Genomic DNA, 17882 nt, shown 5'->3' with positions numbered 1-17882 from the left:
CCTCTGGTTCAGGCGGGGTTCGGGGCACGGGAAGGCCAACGCGCGGCCATTTTTGAATGTTCACAACATCCAGATGTCGACGTCATCGGAATGCCATCTGTATCATCATGGCGGCGGAAGCGGAAGGGGCACGAATGGCGCGATTGACCCGGGCACAGCAGCAGGAGCGGACCCGCGCGGCCGTGCTGGTCGCGGCCCGTCAGGAGTTCGCCGAGCACGGATACGCCGGGGCCAAGGTCGACCGGATCGCCGAGCGCGCCGAACTGACCAGGGGCGCGGTCTACTCCAACTTCACCGGCAAGCGCGCGCTCTACCTCGCGGTGCTCGCCGACGCCGCCGAACAGGCCCGGGCCGCCGCCGAACCCCCTCGGGAATCACCTGCCACCGCCGGGCAGGCACTGGGCGCCTTCGCCCGGATCTGGCTCGAACGACTGCCCCTCGCCGCCGACACACCGGGCAGGGGCCATCTCCGGCTGCGCTCGCTGTCCGGAGTCCTCGACACCGCACCAGCCCGGGCGGCGCTGGCCGAACTCGTCCGGTTCGAAGCCCTGTTGCTCGCCCTGGCCCTCGAACCGCACGCCCCGCCGCACACCGGGACGGTACGGCGGGCCGAGCTGGCCCTGACCCTGCTCCACGGCGCGGCGGGCCTCGCCGAGATCGCCCCCGGAGCCGGCGACCTCTTCGACCTGGCCCGCGCCGCCGAGCACTTGGCCGTCCTCCCCGTCCCCGACGACGCCGACCCGCCCCATCTGCCCTTCGTGTCCCCGGCGTCGGTGACACGCGACGCCTGGACGGCCCCGCGCGGGCTCCACGACGAGATCACCGGCCGCCGGTTCGGCCTCGACGACGACGGCGTGGTGGTCGTGCTGGGCGCGGGACGCCTGTCCGCGGCCGAGGAGGCGATGCGCTCGGCACGGCCGGGCGACGAGCTGACGTTCGTCGTCGTGACCGGCGACCCCGCCGAGACCGGGCGCCTGGCCCGGCTCCGGATCGTCGATATCGTCGCCTGTCTGCGCCGGGTGTTCGCGCCCGGGGAACTGCCACGGCCGCGCGTCGTCCTCGACGACACCGGCGCGGTCGCCGCGGCCGTCGGCCGGGACGCGGTCGACGACTCCACCGAGGTCGCGGTCCGGACGCGCGACGGCCTGATCGTGGCGCGCGCGGACGGACGGGGGGCGGGCCATGCGGTGGCCTGCCGTCACAGCCCTCAGCACATGGCTTGACCAGCACTTTCGCGACTGACCCCGGACGTTGTACCGGGCGCCGGATCCATACCGGGCCGCGGTCGGCGGGTGCCCCGCAGACCGGCGCGGGCCAGGTCGGGGACGAGGGTGAGCAGGCCGAGCACGGCGAGGCCGGCGCCGAGCCAGAGGGGGCCGCGCAGGCCGAAGCCGGAGACGGCCAGACCGCCCACCGAGGAGCCGACGATCACACCGAGCGTGATGAAGGACGAGTGGACGGTGTTGACCAGGGGACGGGCGTTGGCGGTGCGGTGCACGCGCGTGATCATCGCCGGGTTCATGGTCACGCCGGACAGCCCGATGCCCATCATGCAGATCACCGCCGGGACGGCGAGGTGGGCCAGCAGGGCGAGGCCGGTGAGGAAGAGCAGGTTCAGCGTCAGGCCGCCGAGCAGGACGGCGAGGGTGTGGCGGTCGGCGAGCCGGGCGACGACGGAGTTGCCGGCCACGGTGGCGGCGCCGTAGGCGATCAGCAGCAGCGGCACCGTGCCCGTACCGAAGCCGGTGATCTCGGTGAGGAGCGGGTTGAGGTAGCTGAAGGCGGCGAACGTGGCGCCGATGATGAGGGTGCTGGTCGACAGCACCAGCCAGAGCCGGGGATTCCGGAAGGTGTCCAGTTCGCGCCGGAACCCCTCGCCGCCCTCGGGACGGCCCAGCCGGGGAACGCCGGCGGCGGTGCACAGCGCGGCGACCGCCGTCAGCAGTGTGATGGCCCAGAACGCGGCCCGCCAGCCCAGGTGTTCACCGATGAGCGTGGAGAGCGGCAGCCCCAGCAGCGTCCCGAGCATCAGCCCGTTCATGGCCACGCCCAGGGCCCGGCCGCGGGCCTCGGGAGGCGTCAGCTGGGCCGCGAGGGACACCGCGATACCGAAGAACGCCTGGGACGCGACACCGGTGACGACGCGGGCGGCCATCATCACTCCGTAGTCGGAGGCGGTGGCGGCCAGGACGTTGCCCGCCAGGAAGACGGCGAACAGCAGGTACAGCGCCTGCTTCTGACGCATCCTCAGCAGGGCCACGGTGAGGAACGGTCCCCCCAGGGCCATGGCGGCCGCGTAGGCCGTGATGAGGTATCCGACCTCGGGGACGGTGGCGTTCAGCCCGTCCGCGAGCTGCGGCATCAGTCCGGCGACCACGAACTCACTGGTGACCATGGCGAAGATGCCCAGGGAGAGCACATAGACGGGACGGGGCACGAGGGAACGGCTCATGACGACAACACCTTTTCCAAACCGATCGTTCCAATAAAAGGGCAAAGGAAAACCCCTGGGGCTCCAGGGGATCCCAGGGGGTTCCAGGGGTTCCGCGCCCGGGGCGGGCCGCTCAGTGCAGCAGACCCAGCGCCTGCTCCACGGCGTCCTCCAGCCGACGGCGGCCGTCGGCCGTCTTGCCGATCACCCGCAGGCCCTGGAGGAAGGTGACGAGGAAGCGGGCGAGGGCGCGCGGATCGGCGTCCGGCCGCAGCTCCCCCTGGGCCCGGGCGCGGAGGAGCGCCCCGGCGATCGCCGTCTCCAGCTCGTCCAGCGCCGACGCGACCCGCCGCTCGGCCTGTTCGTCCTCCGGCAGGACCTCGACGGCGGTGTTGGTGACCAGGCATCCCTTGCGGTCCGGGTCGTCCAGCGACTCCGCCGCGTAGAGCAGCACCAGCTCCCGCACGGCGGGCAGGGCGGCTCCCGGGCGGCTCAGCAGCCCCAGGCTCACCTCGCCCTTGAGCTCGCAATACCGGTCGAGCGCACGGAGGTAGAGGGCGTGCTTGCTGCCGAAGGTCGCGTAGAGGCTCCCCCGGTTGACGCCGAGGTGGTCGACCAGGTCCTGCATCGATGTGGCCTCGTACCCCTTGCGCCAGAACAGCTCCAGCGCGGACCGCAGCGCGGCGTCCGGATCGAACTCCTTGTTCCTGCCCATACCGAGAACGCTATACGAATCGAACCGATCGTTCAAGAAACCGGGTCGCCGCACCACCGTCGGAGTGCGGCGGCCGCTCCCTCCGCCGCACCACCGGCATCCGCCGCCCAGGCGGTGAACCCGTCCGGGCGCACCAGGAGCGCCGCCAGGTCCGGCCGCCCGGGGCACCGCGCGGTGACGACGTCCACGCGCCCCCCGTAGCCGTCTGCGGCCGCCCGCACCGCCGGGTGGCCGGCGAGGTCGAAGAGCACGGCGCGGCCGTGGTGGAGGTGGTCGCCCAGCCGGGAGCCGTCGTCGAGGACGAGGTCGGGGGCGCTGCGGCCGACGAGCGGATGACCTCCGGGCATGTCGTAGTGGTGCCATACGCCGGAGATCTTCTCGACGAAGTAGGTGGTTCCCTCGACGGTCCCCAGCAGGTCGGCCACCACCGTCCGCAGGGCCCGGGCGTGCGGGTCGGGGCGCATCACGGCGATCTGGGCGCGCGTCCAGTCCAGCACCCAGGCGCCGATGGGGTGCCGCTCGGCGGTGTACGTGTCCAGCAGGCCCTCGGGCGCCCAGCCGCGGACAGTGGCGGCAAGCTTCCAGCCGAGGTTCATCGCGTCCCCGATGCCGAGGTTGAGGCCCTGGCCGCCGAAGGGCGAGTGGACGTGGGCGGCGTCCCCCGCGAGCAGCACCCGGCCCTCGCGGTAGGTGGACGCCTGGCGCGCGTTGTCGGTGAAGCGGGTGGCCGTGCGTACGGCGGTCACCTTGACGTCCACGCCGGCGACCCGGCGCAGGCTCGCCTCCAACTCGGCCGCGGTGACGGGCGCTTCGCGGTCGGCGGGCGGCCCGTCGAACTCCACCGTGAGGATGCGGCCGGGCATCGGGCCGTGGACGTAGTGGCCCGTGTCCGTGGTCTGCCAGCCGACGCCCAGGGCCTCGGCGCCCTCCAGTTCGACGAGCGCCTGGCGGCCGGTGATCTCGGGGGCGGTGCCGGGGAACGCGAATCCGGCCAGCTTGCGGACGGTGCTCCGGCCGCCGTCACAGCCGACGAGCCAGCCGGTGCGCACCGGGCCCGCGTCCGTGTGCACGGTCACCCCGGAGTCGTCGGCGTCGAAGCCGGTGAGCACCACCCCGCGGCGGATCTCCACGCCGAGCTCCACCGCCCGCCCGGCGAGCAGCCGTTCCAGGGACTCCTGGGGGACGAGGCCGACATCCGCCGCCGGGCCGGTGTCGCCGAACGCGGGGTCGGAGGCGTCGAAGAGCGCGGCGTCGAGCGGGAGCGCCGCGAAGTGCCCGGCGAACCGGGGCGGCTGCTTGAGCGCGGGCGCGCCGGCGGCGTGGGTCCTCGCGACGAACGAGCCGAAGCGGCCCAGCACCTCCTTCTGAACCTCGGCCAGGGCCGGCAGCAGGCCGCGGCGGTGGAACGCCTCCGCGCTCGGCGAGTTGATGGCTCCCGCCTTGATGGTCCGGTCCACCTCTGTGAGGCGTTCGAGGACCAGCACGCGGGTGCCGCCCAGGGCGAGTTCACAGGCGAGGGTGAGGCCGACGGGGCCGCCCCCCGCCACCACGACGTCGGGGCCTGTGGTGGGGTGGTTCGTGGAGTCTTCCATGAGTTTCACTGTAGCCACTACAATTTTGTGGTCGATATAGTCTTGGTCACATGAGCGAACGGAACGCATCCGAGCAGCTGCCGCTCCGGCAGCGGAAGAAGCTCCTCACCCGGCAGCGCATCTCGGACGTGGCCACCCGGCTGTTCTTCGAGCGCGGCTTCGACGAGGTGACCGTGGCCGAGGTGGCCGAGGCCGCCGAGGTCTCGGCGATGACCGTCTTCAACCACTTCCCGCGCAAGGAGGACCTCTTCCTCGACCGGATCCCCGAGGGCATCGCCCTGGCCACCGCCGCCGTCCGGGACCGCGACCCCGCCGAGTCCCCGGTCGCCGCCCTGCGGTGCCTCGCGCTCCGGCTCGTCGACGAGGGGCATCCGCTGGCGGCGGTCGGGTACGCGCCGTTCTGGCGGATCGTGTACGGGTCGCCCGCGTTGCGGGCGCGGGTGCGGGAGGGGGCCGAGGAGTTGGAGGCTGCCCTCACGGCGGCCATCGCCGCGTGTCCGGGCGGATCGGCTCCCGACCCGCAGCCGCGGATGACCGCCGCTCTTGCCGTCGCGGCGTACCGGGCGGCTTGTGCGGCGTCGTTGCGGCGCGCCTTTGCGGGGGAGCCGGCCGAGGAGGTGGTGCTTGCGCACCGGGCGTTGGTGGAGCGGGTGTTCGGGGAGTTGGAGCGGGTTCTTCCGCTGGGTGGGTAGGGGTGCCCCGGTCCCGCCCTTTCACCGTTTCTTGCGGGGGCAAGCCCCCGCACCCCGAGCGCGCCTGCGGCGCGCGTCCTCAAACGCCGGACGGGCTGACTCAGCCCGTCCGGCACGTGGCTGGACGGGGCAGGCGTACAGCGTCGTCCCGGGGCCGCTGGTTCGTTCGATGCAGCGGACGGGCACCGGGGCGAGCGTGGATCGTCCGCACTCGCAGTACGGGACGGCAGGGCGGACGGCAGGCGCCGTGAGGGAGATCCGCTCGGCGAGGCTCATGCGCTCATCCCCATGCGGCGGGCGTTCTGTTCGAAGTGGTCACCCGGGTACCTCACGGGTAGTCCACGCCGATGGCTGCGAACGCCGCTGCCCGCCGCCATTCCACGCAGAGATCATCCGGGACGCTCCGGAGCCCCCGTTTCAGCAGCTTGCCGAGTTCTGCGGGCCCGCATCCAGCGCGGGGATTGGGCACCTCGCCGGCCGATCCTGTCGGAGACCCGTCTGTGTGAGGAGTATGGACTGTCGCGTCCGACCGTTCGGCGCGCGATTGCCGCCCTGATGGAAGCGGGATGGCTGTTCGTGGTCCCGCAGCGCGGGACGTTCGTCGCGGACCGGGGCGCGTCCGCCGACGGGGACGACGGGCGACGCCAGGATCGGGTCGGCTCCGGTCTGCGGCTACCAGCGCCACGGGTGCAGGTGCCCCATGCTGGTGGTCGGTGGTCAGGCCCGAGCCGACAGAGCGAACCCGCCCGGCATACCGGACGGGGCCTCTTCTGATCCCCTGCCTACGTGGTGGGGGGCTTGTCTGCGCCGGAGAGACGAGTGAGCCAGGCGGGTTGCCTGCGCGGCTCCCGGTTCCGGCTGTCCTCGGCCCTGTTACAGGACGGGCACGCGTACTTCAGCCCTGTGCCGTTTCCCAGATCCTGTTCGACGTAGCCCACGTTGTTGCACTCGCTGCACACCGCCACTCCTTTCCTCAGCTGTGTTCCACCTGCCCGGACCCGTTACAGGTCGAGCATGCGCTCGTCAGACCGTTGGAGTCGGTCACAACCCAGATCCGTTACAGGTCATACACGTCGTCGTTCCCATCGAAGTTCCCTTCTGTGAGGCTCCCACCCCATGGGGTGGTTGTCCGCTCCCGGCCGGTCGGTCGGGGCGTGGTGCCTCGCCTGTCGCGCCGGACAGGCCTTGGGGGAACACGGTCGGGAACATCGGCGGGGCAGACGGGAGCCTGAGAGGGACGTTCACACGTCCCAGTTCTGTCCGTGCACCTCGTTCAGGTGCAGGGCCAGGAGCAGCCGCGCGGCGGCGATCGCGTCGGGCTCGTCGACTGCTTTGGCGAGGGTGATGACGCGTTGCCGCGCCGCGCACCCCCGGCACCCGGGTACGGGCGTCGGCATCGGAGCGGACGGCGTAGTCGGCGTCCACGGCGGGATGTACGGGGCGGGTGGCGCCCCGGGGGGTTCCGCCGGTGCGGGCACCAACCGGTCAGACCGGGGTCCGGCCCAGTGGGGCAGCAGCACGAACGGCTACAATCGGTATACCTCGTCCGGGAAAGCAAGGCGCAGCGCGGCCGGGTCACCATCCCACTCCAACCTCGCCTCTAAATGGGCGAAGTTGAGGGATCCGGACCCTCGTGGCCCATCACCTCGCCCACCCAACTCGTGCCGGTATCCCATACATGGGCTCCACGGCGGTACGACTGTTGCGTCTTCCGCGCATGAGGCATAGGTGATCACTCCTCTCCGTAGCGCTTCCACTACCGGGAGGCCCGGAGTGGCCTCACTGGACGCCGCGCAGGGTCTCTGTGAACACGGTGTTCGTGAGGGGGTTGAGAGCCGTCAATCCTCTGTGGGGGTCGACGAATTCTCAGGAGCTATGGCCTGCGACGATGCCGCCATCCGTGATCGATCCAGAACTACCTGTCTGGAGCTTCGGGAAAGGGGCGGGACCGGGGCACCGCCCGCCGCAGGCGCACCCCCTCACCCCGCCAGCGCCGCCCCCAACCGCGCCAACCCCTCCACCAGTTCCCCCTCCCCCGCCGCCGCCCCCATGCACAACCGCAGATGCGCCGCCGGCGGCTCCGCCGCGTAATAGAGCCGACCCGGGGCGACGGCGACGCCCGCGCGAAGAGCGGCGGCGGTCACGGCGGACTCGTCGGTGCCGTCGGGAAGCCGGACCCAGAGGTGGAAGCCGCCGGGGGGCACATGGTCGACGGTCACGGAGGGCAGCTCTCGGCGCACGCAGGCGAGGAACACCCGGCGCCGGGTGCTCAGTTCGGCGGCGATCGTGCGGGCGTGCCGGGACCAGGCGGGGGAGCCGACGAGTTCGAGGGCGGCTTCCTGGAGGGGACGGGGCACGAAGAAGCTGTCGATGACCTGGACGGCGCGGAGCCGCTCGAAGACGGGCCCGCGGGCGGCGAGGGCGCCGACGCGCAGGCTGGGCGAGGCGAACTTGGTCAGCGAGGCGATGTGCACGACGACGCCGTCGGGGTCCTCGGAGGCCAGGGTGGGGGGCTGCGGGGGCGCGTCGGCGTGGGCGAGGCTGCGGGCGAAGTCGTCCTCGACGACGAACGCGCCGGTGGCCCGGGCGATGCGCAGGACCGCGCGGCGGCGCTCGGCGGAGAGGACGGCGCCGGTCGGGTTCTGGTAGAGGGGCTGGCAGAAGAACACCCGGGCGCCGGTGGCCCGGAACGCCTCGGCGAGCAGGTCGGTGCGCACGCCGTCGGCGTCCACGGGGACGGGCACGGGCCGCAGGCCGGAGGCGTGGGCGGCGGCGAGCACGCCGGGGTAGGTGGGCGACTCGACGAGCACGGGGGCGCCCGGGGGCGCGAGGGCGCGCAGGGCGGTGGTGAGGGCGCTCTGTCCACCGGCGGTGACGAGGACGTCGGAGGCGGCGACGGTGCCATCCGGCCCGCCGATCGTGCGGGCGAACCAGGCGCGGAGCGCGTCGACGCCTTCGAGCGGGGGACGGCTCCAGGCGCCGGGGCGGCGGCCCGCCCGGCCGAGGGCCGCGGCGAGGGCGTGTTCGGGCTGCAGCGCGGGGTGGAGGTAGCCGCCGGCGAGGTCGATGACGCCGGGCGGCTGGGGGCTCAGCCCGGCGCACATCCGGCCGGCCTCCACGGAGCGCGGCACGGTGCGGTCGCCCGGCTCCGCGCTGAGCGCGACCTGCTGCCAGGAGGTGTCCCCCAGCGGCGCGCGGGCGGTGCGCGCCTCCGCACGGAACGCCCCCGCCCCCGGCCGGGTGACGACCAGGCCCTCCGCGGCGAGGACGGCGAGGGCCCGGGAGACGGTGACGGGGCTGACCCGGAAGCGGTCGATCAGGGCCCGGCTGGACGGCAGCTTCTCACCGGGTGAGTAGCGGTTGACTTCCCCTCGAAGAAGTCCAGCCAGTTCAGCGACGCTGCTACGCTCTTGCATGACAGCACAGGATAGCGCTACTCGCCCCTTCTCGATAGCAGTGAATGGAGGCACACTCCTCGCCCTGCTCGCCGTGGGGATGTTCTCGCTGACGTTCCCGGCGACGGTCTGGGCCCTGGACGGGCTCGGCCCCTGGTCGGTGGTCGCCTGCCGCGCGTCCCTCGCCGCCCTGATCGCGATCGGCTTCCTGCTCGCCGGACGGGTCCCCCTGCCGGACCGCCGGCACTGGAGCGGGCTGTTCGCCGTCGCGGCCGGCTGCATCGTCGGCTTCCCCCTGCTGACCACACTCGCCCTCGAATCCTCGACGACCTCGCACGCCGCGGTGGTCGTGGGCCTCCTGCCGGTGACCACCGCCGTGTACGCCACGGTGCGGACCGGGACTCGGCACTCCCGCGCCTTCTGGACCGCGGCCGTGGCCGGTGCCGCGGTGGTGATCGCCTTCGCGGTGCAGCAGAGCGGCGGCCGGCCGGGCATCGGCGACCTGTACCTGTTCGCCGCCCTGCTGGTGTGCGCCTCCGGCTACGCCGAGGGCGGCCGGCTGGCGCGGGAGATACCGGGCTCGCAGGTGATCGCCTGGGCCCTCGTCCTCTGCCTGCCGCCCGCCGCGGTCGGGACGGCGGTCGCGCTGGCCGTCGAGCCCGTCCACGTCACGGGCAAGGCGACGGCGGGCCTGCTGTGGCTGGTGTTCTCCCAGTTTGTGAGCATGTGGCTCTGGTACCGCGCGATGGCGATGACCGGAGTGGCCAGAGCGGGACAGCTCCAGCTCGCGCAGCCCCTGCTCACCCTGGTCTGGTCGGTGGCGCTGCTCGGCGAGCACCTGTCGCCCGCCGCGCCGCTCGCCGCCGTCGCCGTGCTCGTCTGCATCGCGGTCACCCAGCGCACCTGACCCCGGCTCCCCGGCACCCCGACCGCCCCATTCCCCGGACGCCCGGCCCGGCCCGGCTCACCGGACCGGAAGCGGACGGAGCGGTATCGGCGTCGCGACCACGATGGAGGTCGTCGTCTGCCCGAAGAGGAGGAAGGCGTCGAGCACCTCCTCCAGCCCCTCGACCGACGCCGCGTGGACCTTGAGGAGGAGACAGTCCTCCCCGGTGGTCCGGTAGCACTCGACCACCTGCGGAGTGCCGCGCGCCGCCTCGATCAGCCCCGGCAGCTGCCCGGGGCCAGGCCGGACGCGGACGAGCGCCGTGACCGGCAGGCCGAGGGCCGCGGGATCGACGTTCATATGGAAGCCGCTGATGACCCCCGCCCGTTCCAGACGCTGCACCCGCTCGGTCACCGCCGGCGCCGACATACCCACCCGCCGGGCCAGTTCGGACATGGACACGCGCGGGTCCCCGTGCAGCTCCGCCAGCAGCCGGGCGTTGACGTCGTCCAGCAGCCGCGTGCGCTCCGGGCCACCGCTCCAGGCGTTCGCCCTCTTCGGCCGTGAATTTCCAGGCACTTGGCACCTCCGACGTGGGAACTCCCCTTCTCAACCGCCCTCAGGAACCGCAGGATTCCCGGTGCGGCGGTTCCGTCGGCGGAGCCCGGGCAGAAGCAGGAGTCATATGCGTTACATACGGCTGGGATCGTCCGGGCTGAAGGTGTCACGGATCGGCCTGGGCATGATGAGTTACGGAGGGGGCGACGGGCACCGGAAGTGGTTCCTGGACGAGCAGGCCGCCGAACCGCTCGTCCGGCGGGCGGTGGAGGCGGGCGTGACGTTCTTCGACACCGCCGACATGTACTCCGACGGGCGGAGCGAGGAGATCACGGGCCGGCTGCTCGCCCGGCTGTTCCCGCGCCGCGACGACTACGTCCTGGCGACGAAGGTCTACTTCCCCATGGGCTCCGGACCCAACGACCGCGGTCTGTCCCGCAAGCACATCCTGGCCGGCATCGACGCCTCGCTGCGCCGGCTGGGCACGGACCACGTCGACCTCTACCAGATCCACCGCTGGGACGACGAGACGCCCGTCGAGGAGACGATGGAGGCCCTGCACGAGGTGGTCCGATCGGGCCGGGCCCGCTATCTCGGCGCCTCCAGCATGTACGCCTGGCAGTTCGCCAAGGCCCAGTACACGGCGCGGGCGGCCGGGTGGACGCCCTTCGTGTCGATGCAGAACCACTACAACCTGGTCTACCGGGAGGAGGAGCGGGAGATGATCCCGCTCTGCCTCGACCAGGGCGTGGGCTGCGTCCCCTGGAGCCCGCTGGCCCGCGGGCTGCTCGCCGGCAACCGGGAGCGCGGCGGCGCGGAACGGACCGCGCGGGCGGGCAGCGACGCGCTGGCCCGGCGGCTCTACGACGAGGACGACTTCGACGTCGTGGACGTGGTCCGCGCCATCGCGGCCGAACGGGGGCTGCCGCCCGCCCGGATCGCCCTGGCCTGGCTGCTGGGCAAGCCGGGGGTCGCGGCACCGATCGTGGGCGCGACCCGGGACGTCCACGTGGCCGACGCCGTCGCCGCCGTGGACCTGACCCTGAGCGAGGAGGAGGTCGCCAGGCTGGAGGCGCCTTACCGGCCGCACCCGGTACTGGGACACGGCGGCTGAGACACGACGGATGGGCGGGCGGCCGGGCCACTGGTCCGGTCCGGCCGTGACGGGCCCGGACCGGTGGCCCGCCCGTGCCATCCCACCCGCCCCCCACGCCGTCCCCCCGCGCCCGGCCGGGGGCGCGAGCGGCACCCCCCGCGCGACCGCCCGACCCGATCGGCCCGTAGACCGGGCCCCCCGGGGTCCGCGACCCTAGACTGGGACGTACCCCGGTCGGCGCGCCGGTCCTCCGGCGCGCGCGGACCGAGTCGGTGCACGGGCGGAGGCGCGGGGTACGGACCGCGCCGGCGCACGGATCCACGACGAGCTCGGGAACACCTTGACGGAAGGGGCACCGCCGATGCATGCGAGCAAGGGCGACCGGTTGGTCGTGCACGGCAGAGTCGTCGGGCAGCAGGACCGGGTCGTGGAGATCGTGGAGGTGCTGGGCCCCGACGGCACGCCGCCGTTCCGGGTCAGGGCCGACAACGGCCACGAGACGATCATGACGCCGGGGCCGGACTCGGTGGTGGACCACCGCAAGGCGACCGGCCAGGAGTAGCCGGCGGCTCAGCGCGGCGGGCGCGCGCGGCGGGGGTAGTGGTCCCCGACGACGCGCGCCATCGCCCCGATCGGGTCCCTCACCACCTGGGCGGCGGAGAAGTACACGTTCCCGCGCACCTCCGGGTGGCGCCGGCAGAGCGTGAGGTGGCGCGAGAGCTCCGCCGGATCCTGCCACGGCGCGGGCTGGGCGGGGTCGCCCTGCCGGTACAGCGCCTCGCCGATGTACAGGTCGACGCCGGTTCCGCGCACCGTCCGGGCCCACCAGGGCACGAGCACGGCGTAGTCGGCGGCGGCGTTGCCGATGTGCCAGTACACCTGGGGCACGATGTAGTCGATCCAGCCCTCGCGCACCCAGCGGCGGGTGTCCGCGTAGAGGTCGTCGTACGTCTGCACCCCGGCCCGGGTGTCCGAACCCCGGGAGTCCGTGGTCCTGTTGCGCCACACGGCGAACGGGCTGATGCCGAACTTCACCTGCTCCTTGCGGTCCTTGATCCGTTCGGCGGTCTCCCGCACCAGCCGGTCGATGTTGTCGCGCCGCCAGGCGGCCCGGCTCGGGAAGCCCTTTCCGTACCGGCGGTACGCCGCCGCGTCGTCGAACTCCTTCCCCGCCACCGGGTACGGGTAGAAGTAGTCGTCGAAGTGCACCCCGTCCAGGTCGTAGCGGAACACCGCGTCCAGCATCGCGTCCTGGACGAAGCGGCGGACCTCCGGCAGCCCGGGGTTGTAGTAGAGCTTCCCGCCGTAGGGCACCGCCCAGTCCCGGTGCTTCCGTGCCGGGTGGGAGCGCACGAGGCGTCCGAGGTCGGTGTGGTTGGCGATGCGGTACGGGTTGAACCAGCCGTGCAGGTGCAGCCCGCGGCGGTGTGCCTCGCGGACGGCGAAGGCCAGGGGGTCCCAGCCCGGGTCCTTGCCCTGAGTGCCCGTCAGGAACTCGGACCAGGGCTCGTACCGCGACGGCCAGAACGCGTCGGCGGTCGGGCGGAGCTGGAGGATCACCACATTGAGCCGCCGGGCGACGGCGGTGTCGAAGAGGTGGAGCAGTTCGTCGCGCTGGTGGTCGGCGGGGAGTCCGGGGCGGGACGGCCAGTCGATGTTGGCCACGGTCGCGGTCCACATGCCCCGGAACTGGGTTGCCGTCCGCTCGGCGGGGGCCGCCAGGGCTCCGGCCGGGGCCAGCGCCGCCGTCACCGCACCCGCGGTGACCGCCGTGAACCGTCTTCGCGTCATACGCACCATATGTTGCTCACTCCTTGTCGGATGTGTCACACCGTGCGCATTCAGCATGCCCTCCCCGGACTCCCCGTCATCGGACCGCTCGGAGTAACGTCTGATCGAGGCGGGAGCGACCCCCAGCGTCCGCCGGTCGGTGAGGTTCAGCGGAAAGGCAGCTTGTGAGCGACATCGAGCGCGTCGGAGTGGTCGGCTGCGGCCAGATGGGCGCGGGCATCGCGGAGGTGTGTGCCCGGGCGGGTCTGGACGTCAAGGTGGCCGAGACCACGGGCGAGGCCCTGGAGCTGGGCCGCACCCGGCTCATCAACTCCCTCGGCAAGGCCGCCGAACGCGGCAAGATCACCGAGGCGGAGCGGGACGAGGCGCTGGCCCGGCTGAGCTTCACCACCGACCTGGGCGAGTTCGCCGACCGTGACCTGGTGATTGAGGCCGTCGTCGAGAACGAGCAGGTCAAGACGGAGATCTTCCAGGTACTGGACCAAGTGGTCACCCGCCAGGACGCGATCCTCGCCTCCAACACCTCCTCCATCCCCCTGGTCAAGCTCGCCGTGGCCACCTCGCGCCCCGACCAGGTCATCGGCATCCACTTCTTCAACCCCGCCCCGGTGCAGAAGCTGGTCGAGATCATCCCGGCGCTCACCACCGGCGAGGAGACCATCAAGCGCGCCGAGGCCCTGGTCGCCGGGGTGCTGGACAAGCACCCGATCCGGGCCCAGGACCGCTCCGGCTTTATCGTCAACGCGCTGCTGATCCCGTATCTGCTGTCCGCCATCCGGATGTTCGAGTCCGGCATCGCCAGCCGCGAGGACATCGACAACGGCATGGAAATGGGGTGCGCCCACCCGATGGGTCCCCTCAAACTGTCGGATCTGATCGGTCTCGACACCGTCGCGTCGGTGGCCGACAGCATGTACGCCGAGTACAAGGAGCCGCTGTACGCGGCACCTCCGCTGCTGCAGCGGATGGTGGACGCGGGGCGGCTGGGGCGGAAGTCGGGGGCCGGGTTCTACAGCTACGGCTGAGCAGCCGTCGTCCCTCCTGGTCACGCCCCCGGACGGGCCGGTTCGCCGGCCCGTCCGGCCGTCGCGGGAGGTCAGCCCGCCAGCCGCTCCAGCAGCCACCCGCCGATGCCCACCATCACCACCCCCGACACCCTGCTCACCGTGAGCGCCACCGCGGGCCGCGCCCGCAGCACCCTCCGGGCCGTGGTCCCGACCCCGAGGTAGACCACCCCGCAGGCCACCACGTGCAGCGCGCCGAGCGTGCCGGTCTGGACGGCCACCGGCCAGTCGCCGTGCCGGTCCACGAACTGGGGCAGCAGCGAGACGTACAGCAGCAGGCCCTTGGGGTTCAGCCCGCTGGTCCCCGCCCCCTGGAGGAGGACGCGGACCGGCGGGAGGCCGGCGGCCGGGGCGGCCGTCGCGCTCGGCACGGGCGGCCGGAGGAGGGTCGTCGCACCGAGCCACACCAGGTAGCCGGCGCCGAAGACCGTGAGGGCCGTCAGCAGGCTGGGCGTTCCGGCGACGACCGCCGCCAGACCCGCCACCACGACGACCGTGAGCCCCACGTAGCCGAGCATGAGACCGCCGACCGCCGGTATGACGGACCGGTCCCGCAGCCCCGCCGCGATCGTGTAGGCCCAGTCCGCGCCCGGGACGAGGAGCAGCAGAACGGAGACTCCGAGAAACGCGGTCATGGAATCGACGGCCATGCGCGGACCCCTTTCCTGTGGTGCTTTCCGCGGTGAATTCACCGTGCGGCAGGGAAGGTTATGCGGATATGGGCGGGAAGTGTTTCCGAGATTTCCCCGGAATGGGCGTCCAGGAGGGAGAATCTTCCCCATGGACAGCCTCGACCGGAAAATCCTTGCCGAGCTCCAGAAGGACGGCCGGCTCACCCTCACGGAACTGGCCGCGCGCGTACGGATCAGCGTCTCGCCCTGCCACCGCCGCGTGCGCGAACTGGAGCGCTCCGGCGCGATACGCGGCTACCGGGCCGTGGTGGACCCGGGCGCCCTGGGGATGACCTTCGAGGCCCTGGTATTCATCACCATGCGCCAGGAGGACCGGGAGACGGTCCGGGAGTTCGAGCGGGCCGTGGCCGACGTGCCCCAGGTGGTCCGGGCCGAGCGGCTGTTCGGCGACCCCGACTACATGCTGCGCGTCGTGACCGCCGACCTCGACGCCTACCAGCGGCTCTACGACGAGCACCTGGCCACGCTGCCGGGGGTGCAGCGGCTGGACTCCACCCTGGTGATGAAACGCGTGGTCGAGGAACGCCCGCTCCCCGAACGCTGAAGCGCCGCACGGGCGTTCACACGGGGTGTGCGACGGTGACCCGTACTCACCCTCCGCACACGCTCCCGCCCCGGCCCGGGACGCGCTTTCCTTGTCGTACAGCGCATTCACCACGGACGGAACCGTGGGGGCCTTCCGGAAGGAGTACGGACCGTGACCATGCATCCCGAGCACGCCGCGAAGACGGCTGAGCTCGCGGAGCTCCGGCGCAGACTCGATGTGGGCGTCGTCCACATCGATGGGCGCCTCGCCCTGCTCACCCAGCGCAGCGACCAGACGCAACGCGAGATCACCGAAGTGGAGGAGCGCGTCAAGGCACTGGAGAGCGGCAGGTGGCCCGTGTCCTCCCTCGCCGCGCTCACCGGCCTGGCCGGCCTGGGCCTGGCCGTCTGGCAGGTGATCGGCCGGTGAGCGCGGGGGTCCCCCGCTGCCCGGCGACGGTCAGCCGAGCCGGAGGTGGTGCAGGAGGAGCAGCGCGGCGGCCATGTTGGCGGCCGGCACCTCACCCCGGGCGATCATGTCCGGCACCAGCTTGAGCGGGACCCATTCACGGCGGTCCGACTCGAAGCCGTCCTCCGGCTCACCGATGTACTCGGCCTCGTCCGTCCAGTAGACATGGTGCCGGGCGTCGGTGAGCCCGTTGGACGGCTCGACGGACATCAGGTGCCGCAGCGGGCCGGGCCGCCACCCGGTCTCCTCCTCCATTTCCCGGGCCGCGGCCCGGGCGATCTCCTCGCCGTCCTCGACGACGCCCGCGGCCAGTTCCCATCCCCAGGTGTCGGTGATGAACCGGTGCCGCCAGAGCAGCAGGACCTCGTTGGCCTCATTGACGACCGTGGCGACGGCGACGGGCCGCAGCCGGATGAGGAAGTGGTCGAGGTGCCGGCCGTCGGGGAGTTCGACGTCCGCGAGATTGACTTGGAACCACCGGTTCTCGTAGACGGTCCGCTCATCGAGATTCTTCCAACGCACGTGTTGCCACCTTCCGCCGAGGTGGCCACCTACCCGGGCGTCGCCCGCACAAGGGTCGTCACAAGGGCACGCGCAGCGCCCCTTCGATCATTTCGGCGGCCTCGGCGGTGGCCGCGCACCCGCTTTCGACCAGGTGCTCGCGCACCGCCCGGAGCCGGTCCCGTAAGCGCTGCGATTCCATGCCCCTCGCCTGCTCGGTCATCTCCTGAGCGGTGGCCACCGCCTTGTCCGCGTCTCCTTGACGCAGTTCGATGTGCGTGAGCATGGCGAGCCGGTGGACACGGCCCCGGTCGTGGGCGGGGGTGTCGACGGCCCGGTCGGCGTGCTCACGGGCGGGTCCGAGTTCCCCGAGGCTGAGCAGGGCCTCGGCGACCTGGACGTTGACCAGTCCCGGCTGGACGTAGCCGGTCTCGGCGGGCTCCTGCCCGCGGTGGATGCGCTCGGCCGCGGACTCCGCGCGGCGGATGCAGGAGAGCGCCCCGGCGCCGTCGCCGAGCCGCGCGTACGCCTTGGCCTGCATGGCGTAGAGGTCGGCGGTGAGGGCGGGGGTCAGATGCGGACCGCCGGAGCGCAGCGCCGACTCGGCGAAGGCGACGGCCTGGCGGTACTCCCCCAGGAACAGCGACTGGTTGACCAGCAGCGCTATCACATAGGCGCCCAGACCCCGGTCCCCGCTGGCCTTGGCCAGCCGCAGCGCCTGGTGGAAGTAGCGCTGGGCCAGTCCGTGGGTGTCGGAGTCGTAGGCGCAGATACCGGCGACGGCGACCAGTCCCCCGGTGGCGCGGTGCAGTTGGCGGCCGGTGGCGTCGGAGTAGCTGCCGCGCAGCAGCGGGGCGGCCTCGGCGTTGAGGAAGCCGACGATCCGGGCGCGGGTGGCGACGCCGCCGGCCTTCCGGTACATCTGCTCGTAGTGCTCGCGGGCGGCGCGCAGCATGGCGATGTCTTCCATGGAGACGCGGGTGAGGCCACGCCGGGAGACATCGGCGTCCTCGGGCGGGTTCTCCCACTCCCAGACGGGGATGACGGCGTGGGTGCCGGTGACGGCGGGTGCGGTGACGACGTGTTCGCGCTGCTGCTCGTCGGAGCGCCACAGGGCGGTGGCCCGCTCGACGAAGCCGGACAGCGGGGTGCCGGGGACGCGGGGGGTGCCGGGGGTGCCCAGGCCGATGTCGTCGAGGGTCAGGGGCCGGTGCAGCCGTTCGCCCAGCACCTCGCAGAGGAGGTCGGGCACCTGCCCGCGCGGGCGCTGGCCCTTCAACCAGCGGGCCACGGCGGTGTGTTCGTAGCGCAACGCCAGTCCTCGGGTCCGGCCCGCCGCGTTGACGTGGGCGGCCAGGCCGGCGTGGGATATCCCCGCCTCGTCGAGAATGGCGTCGAGCAGAGTGTTGGGCTCCATGCCGCCCTCCGTGTGCGCTCGGTCGACCCAGCGTAACGGAAGCGGATTCGCACGGGGT

19 protein-coding genes are annotated in these 17882 nt (G+C 72.5%); 9 read left to right on the top strand and 10 right to left on the bottom strand.

The annotated features are described in order from the left end of the window. Positions 1 to 134: 134 nt before the first annotated feature. A complete protein-coding gene (locus HN013_RS19895; protein ID WP_171168072.1) occupies positions 135 to 1223 on the top strand; it encodes a TetR/AcrR family transcriptional regulator in 1089 nt (362 codons plus the stop codon). Here HN013_RS19895 and HN013_RS19890 read toward each other — a convergent pair. The 3 genes from HN013_RS19890 to HN013_RS19880 all read right to left on the bottom strand — a co-directional run bounded on the left by HN013_RS19890 (position 1208) and on the right by HN013_RS19880 (position 4738). Beyond that, on the bottom strand, positions 1208 to 2452 hold the full coding sequence (locus tag HN013_RS19890) for an MFS transporter (RefSeq protein WP_212764568.1): 1245 nt from the start codon (positions 2450 to 2452) through the stop codon (positions 1208 to 1210). The two genes, HN013_RS19895 and HN013_RS19890, sit on opposite strands and share 16 nt — an antisense overlap. A gap of 112 nt (positions 2453 to 2564) precedes the next feature. After that, complete coding sequence (locus HN013_RS19885; RefSeq protein WP_171168069.1) at positions 2565 to 3146, bottom strand: TetR/AcrR family transcriptional regulator; 582 nt, start codon at positions 3144 to 3146, stop codon at positions 2565 to 2567. Between the two features lie 32 nt (positions 3147 to 3178). Continuing rightward, the gene (locus HN013_RS19880; RefSeq protein ID WP_171168067.1) at positions 3179 to 4738 is read right to left on the bottom strand and encodes an FAD-dependent monooxygenase; all 1560 of its coding nucleotides are present in this window, start codon (positions 4736 to 4738) and stop codon (positions 3179 to 3181) included. Between the two features lie 50 nt (positions 4739 to 4788). On the opposite strand from HN013_RS19880, the gene HN013_RS19875 reads away from it, so the two are divergent. Both HN013_RS19875 and HN013_RS34175 read left to right on the top strand, forming a co-directional pair. Further along, on the top strand, positions 4789 to 5430 hold the full coding sequence (locus HN013_RS19875) for a TetR/AcrR family transcriptional regulator (RefSeq protein WP_171168065.1): 642 nt from the start codon (positions 4789 to 4791) through the stop codon (positions 5428 to 5430). A gap of 288 nt (positions 5431 to 5718) precedes the next feature. Continuing rightward, positions 5719 to 6204, top strand: coding sequence for a GntR family transcriptional regulator (locus HN013_RS34175; protein ID WP_171168063.1), 486 nt, complete (start codon positions 5719 to 5721; stop codon positions 6202 to 6204). Positions 6205 to 6671: 467 nt separating this feature from the next. Here the strand turns inward: HN013_RS34175 and HN013_RS19865 are convergent, their stop codons facing one another. Then, positions 6672 to 6827 carry a hypothetical protein gene (locus tag HN013_RS19865; RefSeq protein WP_171168061.1) on the bottom strand — a complete coding sequence of 52 codons (156 nt, stop codon included), beginning with the start codon at positions 6825 to 6827 and terminating at the stop codon, positions 6672 to 6674. A 582-nt stretch (positions 6828 to 7409) separates the two neighbouring features. Beyond that, positions 7410 to 8846 (bottom strand): PLP-dependent aminotransferase family protein, encoded by a 1437-nt coding sequence (locus HN013_RS19860; protein WP_171168059.1) that lies wholly within the window; start codon positions 8844 to 8846, stop codon positions 7410 to 7412. On the opposite strand from HN013_RS19860, the gene HN013_RS33110 reads away from it, so the two are divergent. Next, positions 8845 to 9732, top strand: a complete 888-nt coding sequence (locus HN013_RS33110; protein WP_171168057.1) for a DMT family transporter — start codon at positions 8845 to 8847, stop codon at positions 9730 to 9732. The two genes, HN013_RS19860 and HN013_RS33110, sit on opposite strands and share 2 nt — an antisense overlap. 57 nt (positions 9733 to 9789) lie before the next feature. Here the strand turns inward: HN013_RS33110 and HN013_RS33105 are convergent, their stop codons facing one another. Further along, positions 9790 to 10290, bottom strand: a complete 501-nt coding sequence (locus HN013_RS33105) for an Lrp/AsnC family transcriptional regulator (protein WP_312018652.1) — start codon at positions 10288 to 10290, stop codon at positions 9790 to 9792. Positions 10291 to 10396: 106 nt separating this feature from the next. Here HN013_RS33105 and HN013_RS19845 point away from each other — a divergent pair, with 106 nt between their 5' ends. Then, the gene (locus HN013_RS19845) at positions 10397 to 11383 is read left to right on the top strand and encodes an aldo/keto reductase (RefSeq protein WP_171168055.1); all 987 of its coding nucleotides are present in this window, start codon (positions 10397 to 10399) and stop codon (positions 11381 to 11383) included. Between the two features lie 343 nt (positions 11384 to 11726). Next, the gene (locus HN013_RS19840) at positions 11727 to 11927 is read left to right on the top strand and encodes a DUF1918 domain-containing protein (protein ID WP_171168053.1); all 201 of its coding nucleotides are present in this window, start codon (positions 11727 to 11729) and stop codon (positions 11925 to 11927) included. An 8-nt stretch (positions 11928 to 11935) separates the two neighbouring features. On the opposite strand, the gene HN013_RS19835 is transcribed toward HN013_RS19840, so the two are convergent. Further along, complete coding sequence (locus tag HN013_RS19835; protein WP_171168145.1) at positions 11936 to 13156, bottom strand: family 10 glycosylhydrolase; 1221 nt, start codon at positions 13154 to 13156, stop codon at positions 11936 to 11938. 164 nt (positions 13157 to 13320) lie between these two features. Between HN013_RS19835 and HN013_RS19830 the strand changes: the two genes are divergently transcribed. Then, positions 13321 to 14181 carry a 3-hydroxybutyryl-CoA dehydrogenase gene (locus HN013_RS19830; RefSeq protein ID WP_171168051.1) on the top strand — a complete coding sequence of 287 codons (861 nt, stop codon included), beginning with the start codon at positions 13321 to 13323 and terminating at the stop codon, positions 14179 to 14181. 71 nt (positions 14182 to 14252) lie between these two features. On the opposite strand, the gene HN013_RS19825 is transcribed toward HN013_RS19830, so the two are convergent. Next, positions 14253 to 14870, bottom strand: coding sequence for a LysE family translocator (locus HN013_RS19825; RefSeq protein ID WP_171168050.1), 618 nt, complete (start codon positions 14868 to 14870; stop codon positions 14253 to 14255). 130 nt (positions 14871 to 15000) lie between these two features. Here HN013_RS19825 and HN013_RS19820 point away from each other — a divergent pair, with 130 nt between their 5' ends. Further along, on the top strand, positions 15001 to 15456 hold the full coding sequence (locus HN013_RS19820) for an Lrp/AsnC family transcriptional regulator (protein ID WP_171168047.1): 456 nt from the start codon (positions 15001 to 15003) through the stop codon (positions 15454 to 15456). A gap of 159 nt (positions 15457 to 15615) precedes the next feature. Then, complete coding sequence (locus HN013_RS19815) at positions 15616 to 15867, top strand: hypothetical protein (protein ID WP_212764579.1); 252 nt, start codon at positions 15616 to 15618, stop codon at positions 15865 to 15867. A 30-nt stretch (positions 15868 to 15897) separates the two neighbouring features. On the opposite strand, the gene HN013_RS19810 is transcribed toward HN013_RS19815, so the two are convergent. Beyond that, the gene (locus HN013_RS19810; protein ID WP_171168044.1) at positions 15898 to 16428 is read right to left on the bottom strand and encodes an NUDIX hydrolase; all 531 of its coding nucleotides are present in this window, start codon (positions 16426 to 16428) and stop codon (positions 15898 to 15900) included. A gap of 58 nt (positions 16429 to 16486) precedes the next feature. Next, complete coding sequence (locus HN013_RS19805; RefSeq protein WP_171168042.1) at positions 16487 to 17824, bottom strand: lipopolysaccharide assembly protein LapB; 1338 nt, start codon at positions 17822 to 17824, stop codon at positions 16487 to 16489. Positions 17825 to 17882: the final 58 nt, after the last annotated feature.

Source organism: Streptomyces sp. I05A-00742 (assembly GCF_013055795.1).
Taxonomy (GTDB): domain Bacteria; phylum Actinomycetota; class Actinomycetes; order Streptomycetales; family Streptomycetaceae; genus Streptomyces.
Note: the sequence above shows the minus strand (reverse complement) of the source record. Positions and strands in the feature narration are given on the sequence as shown.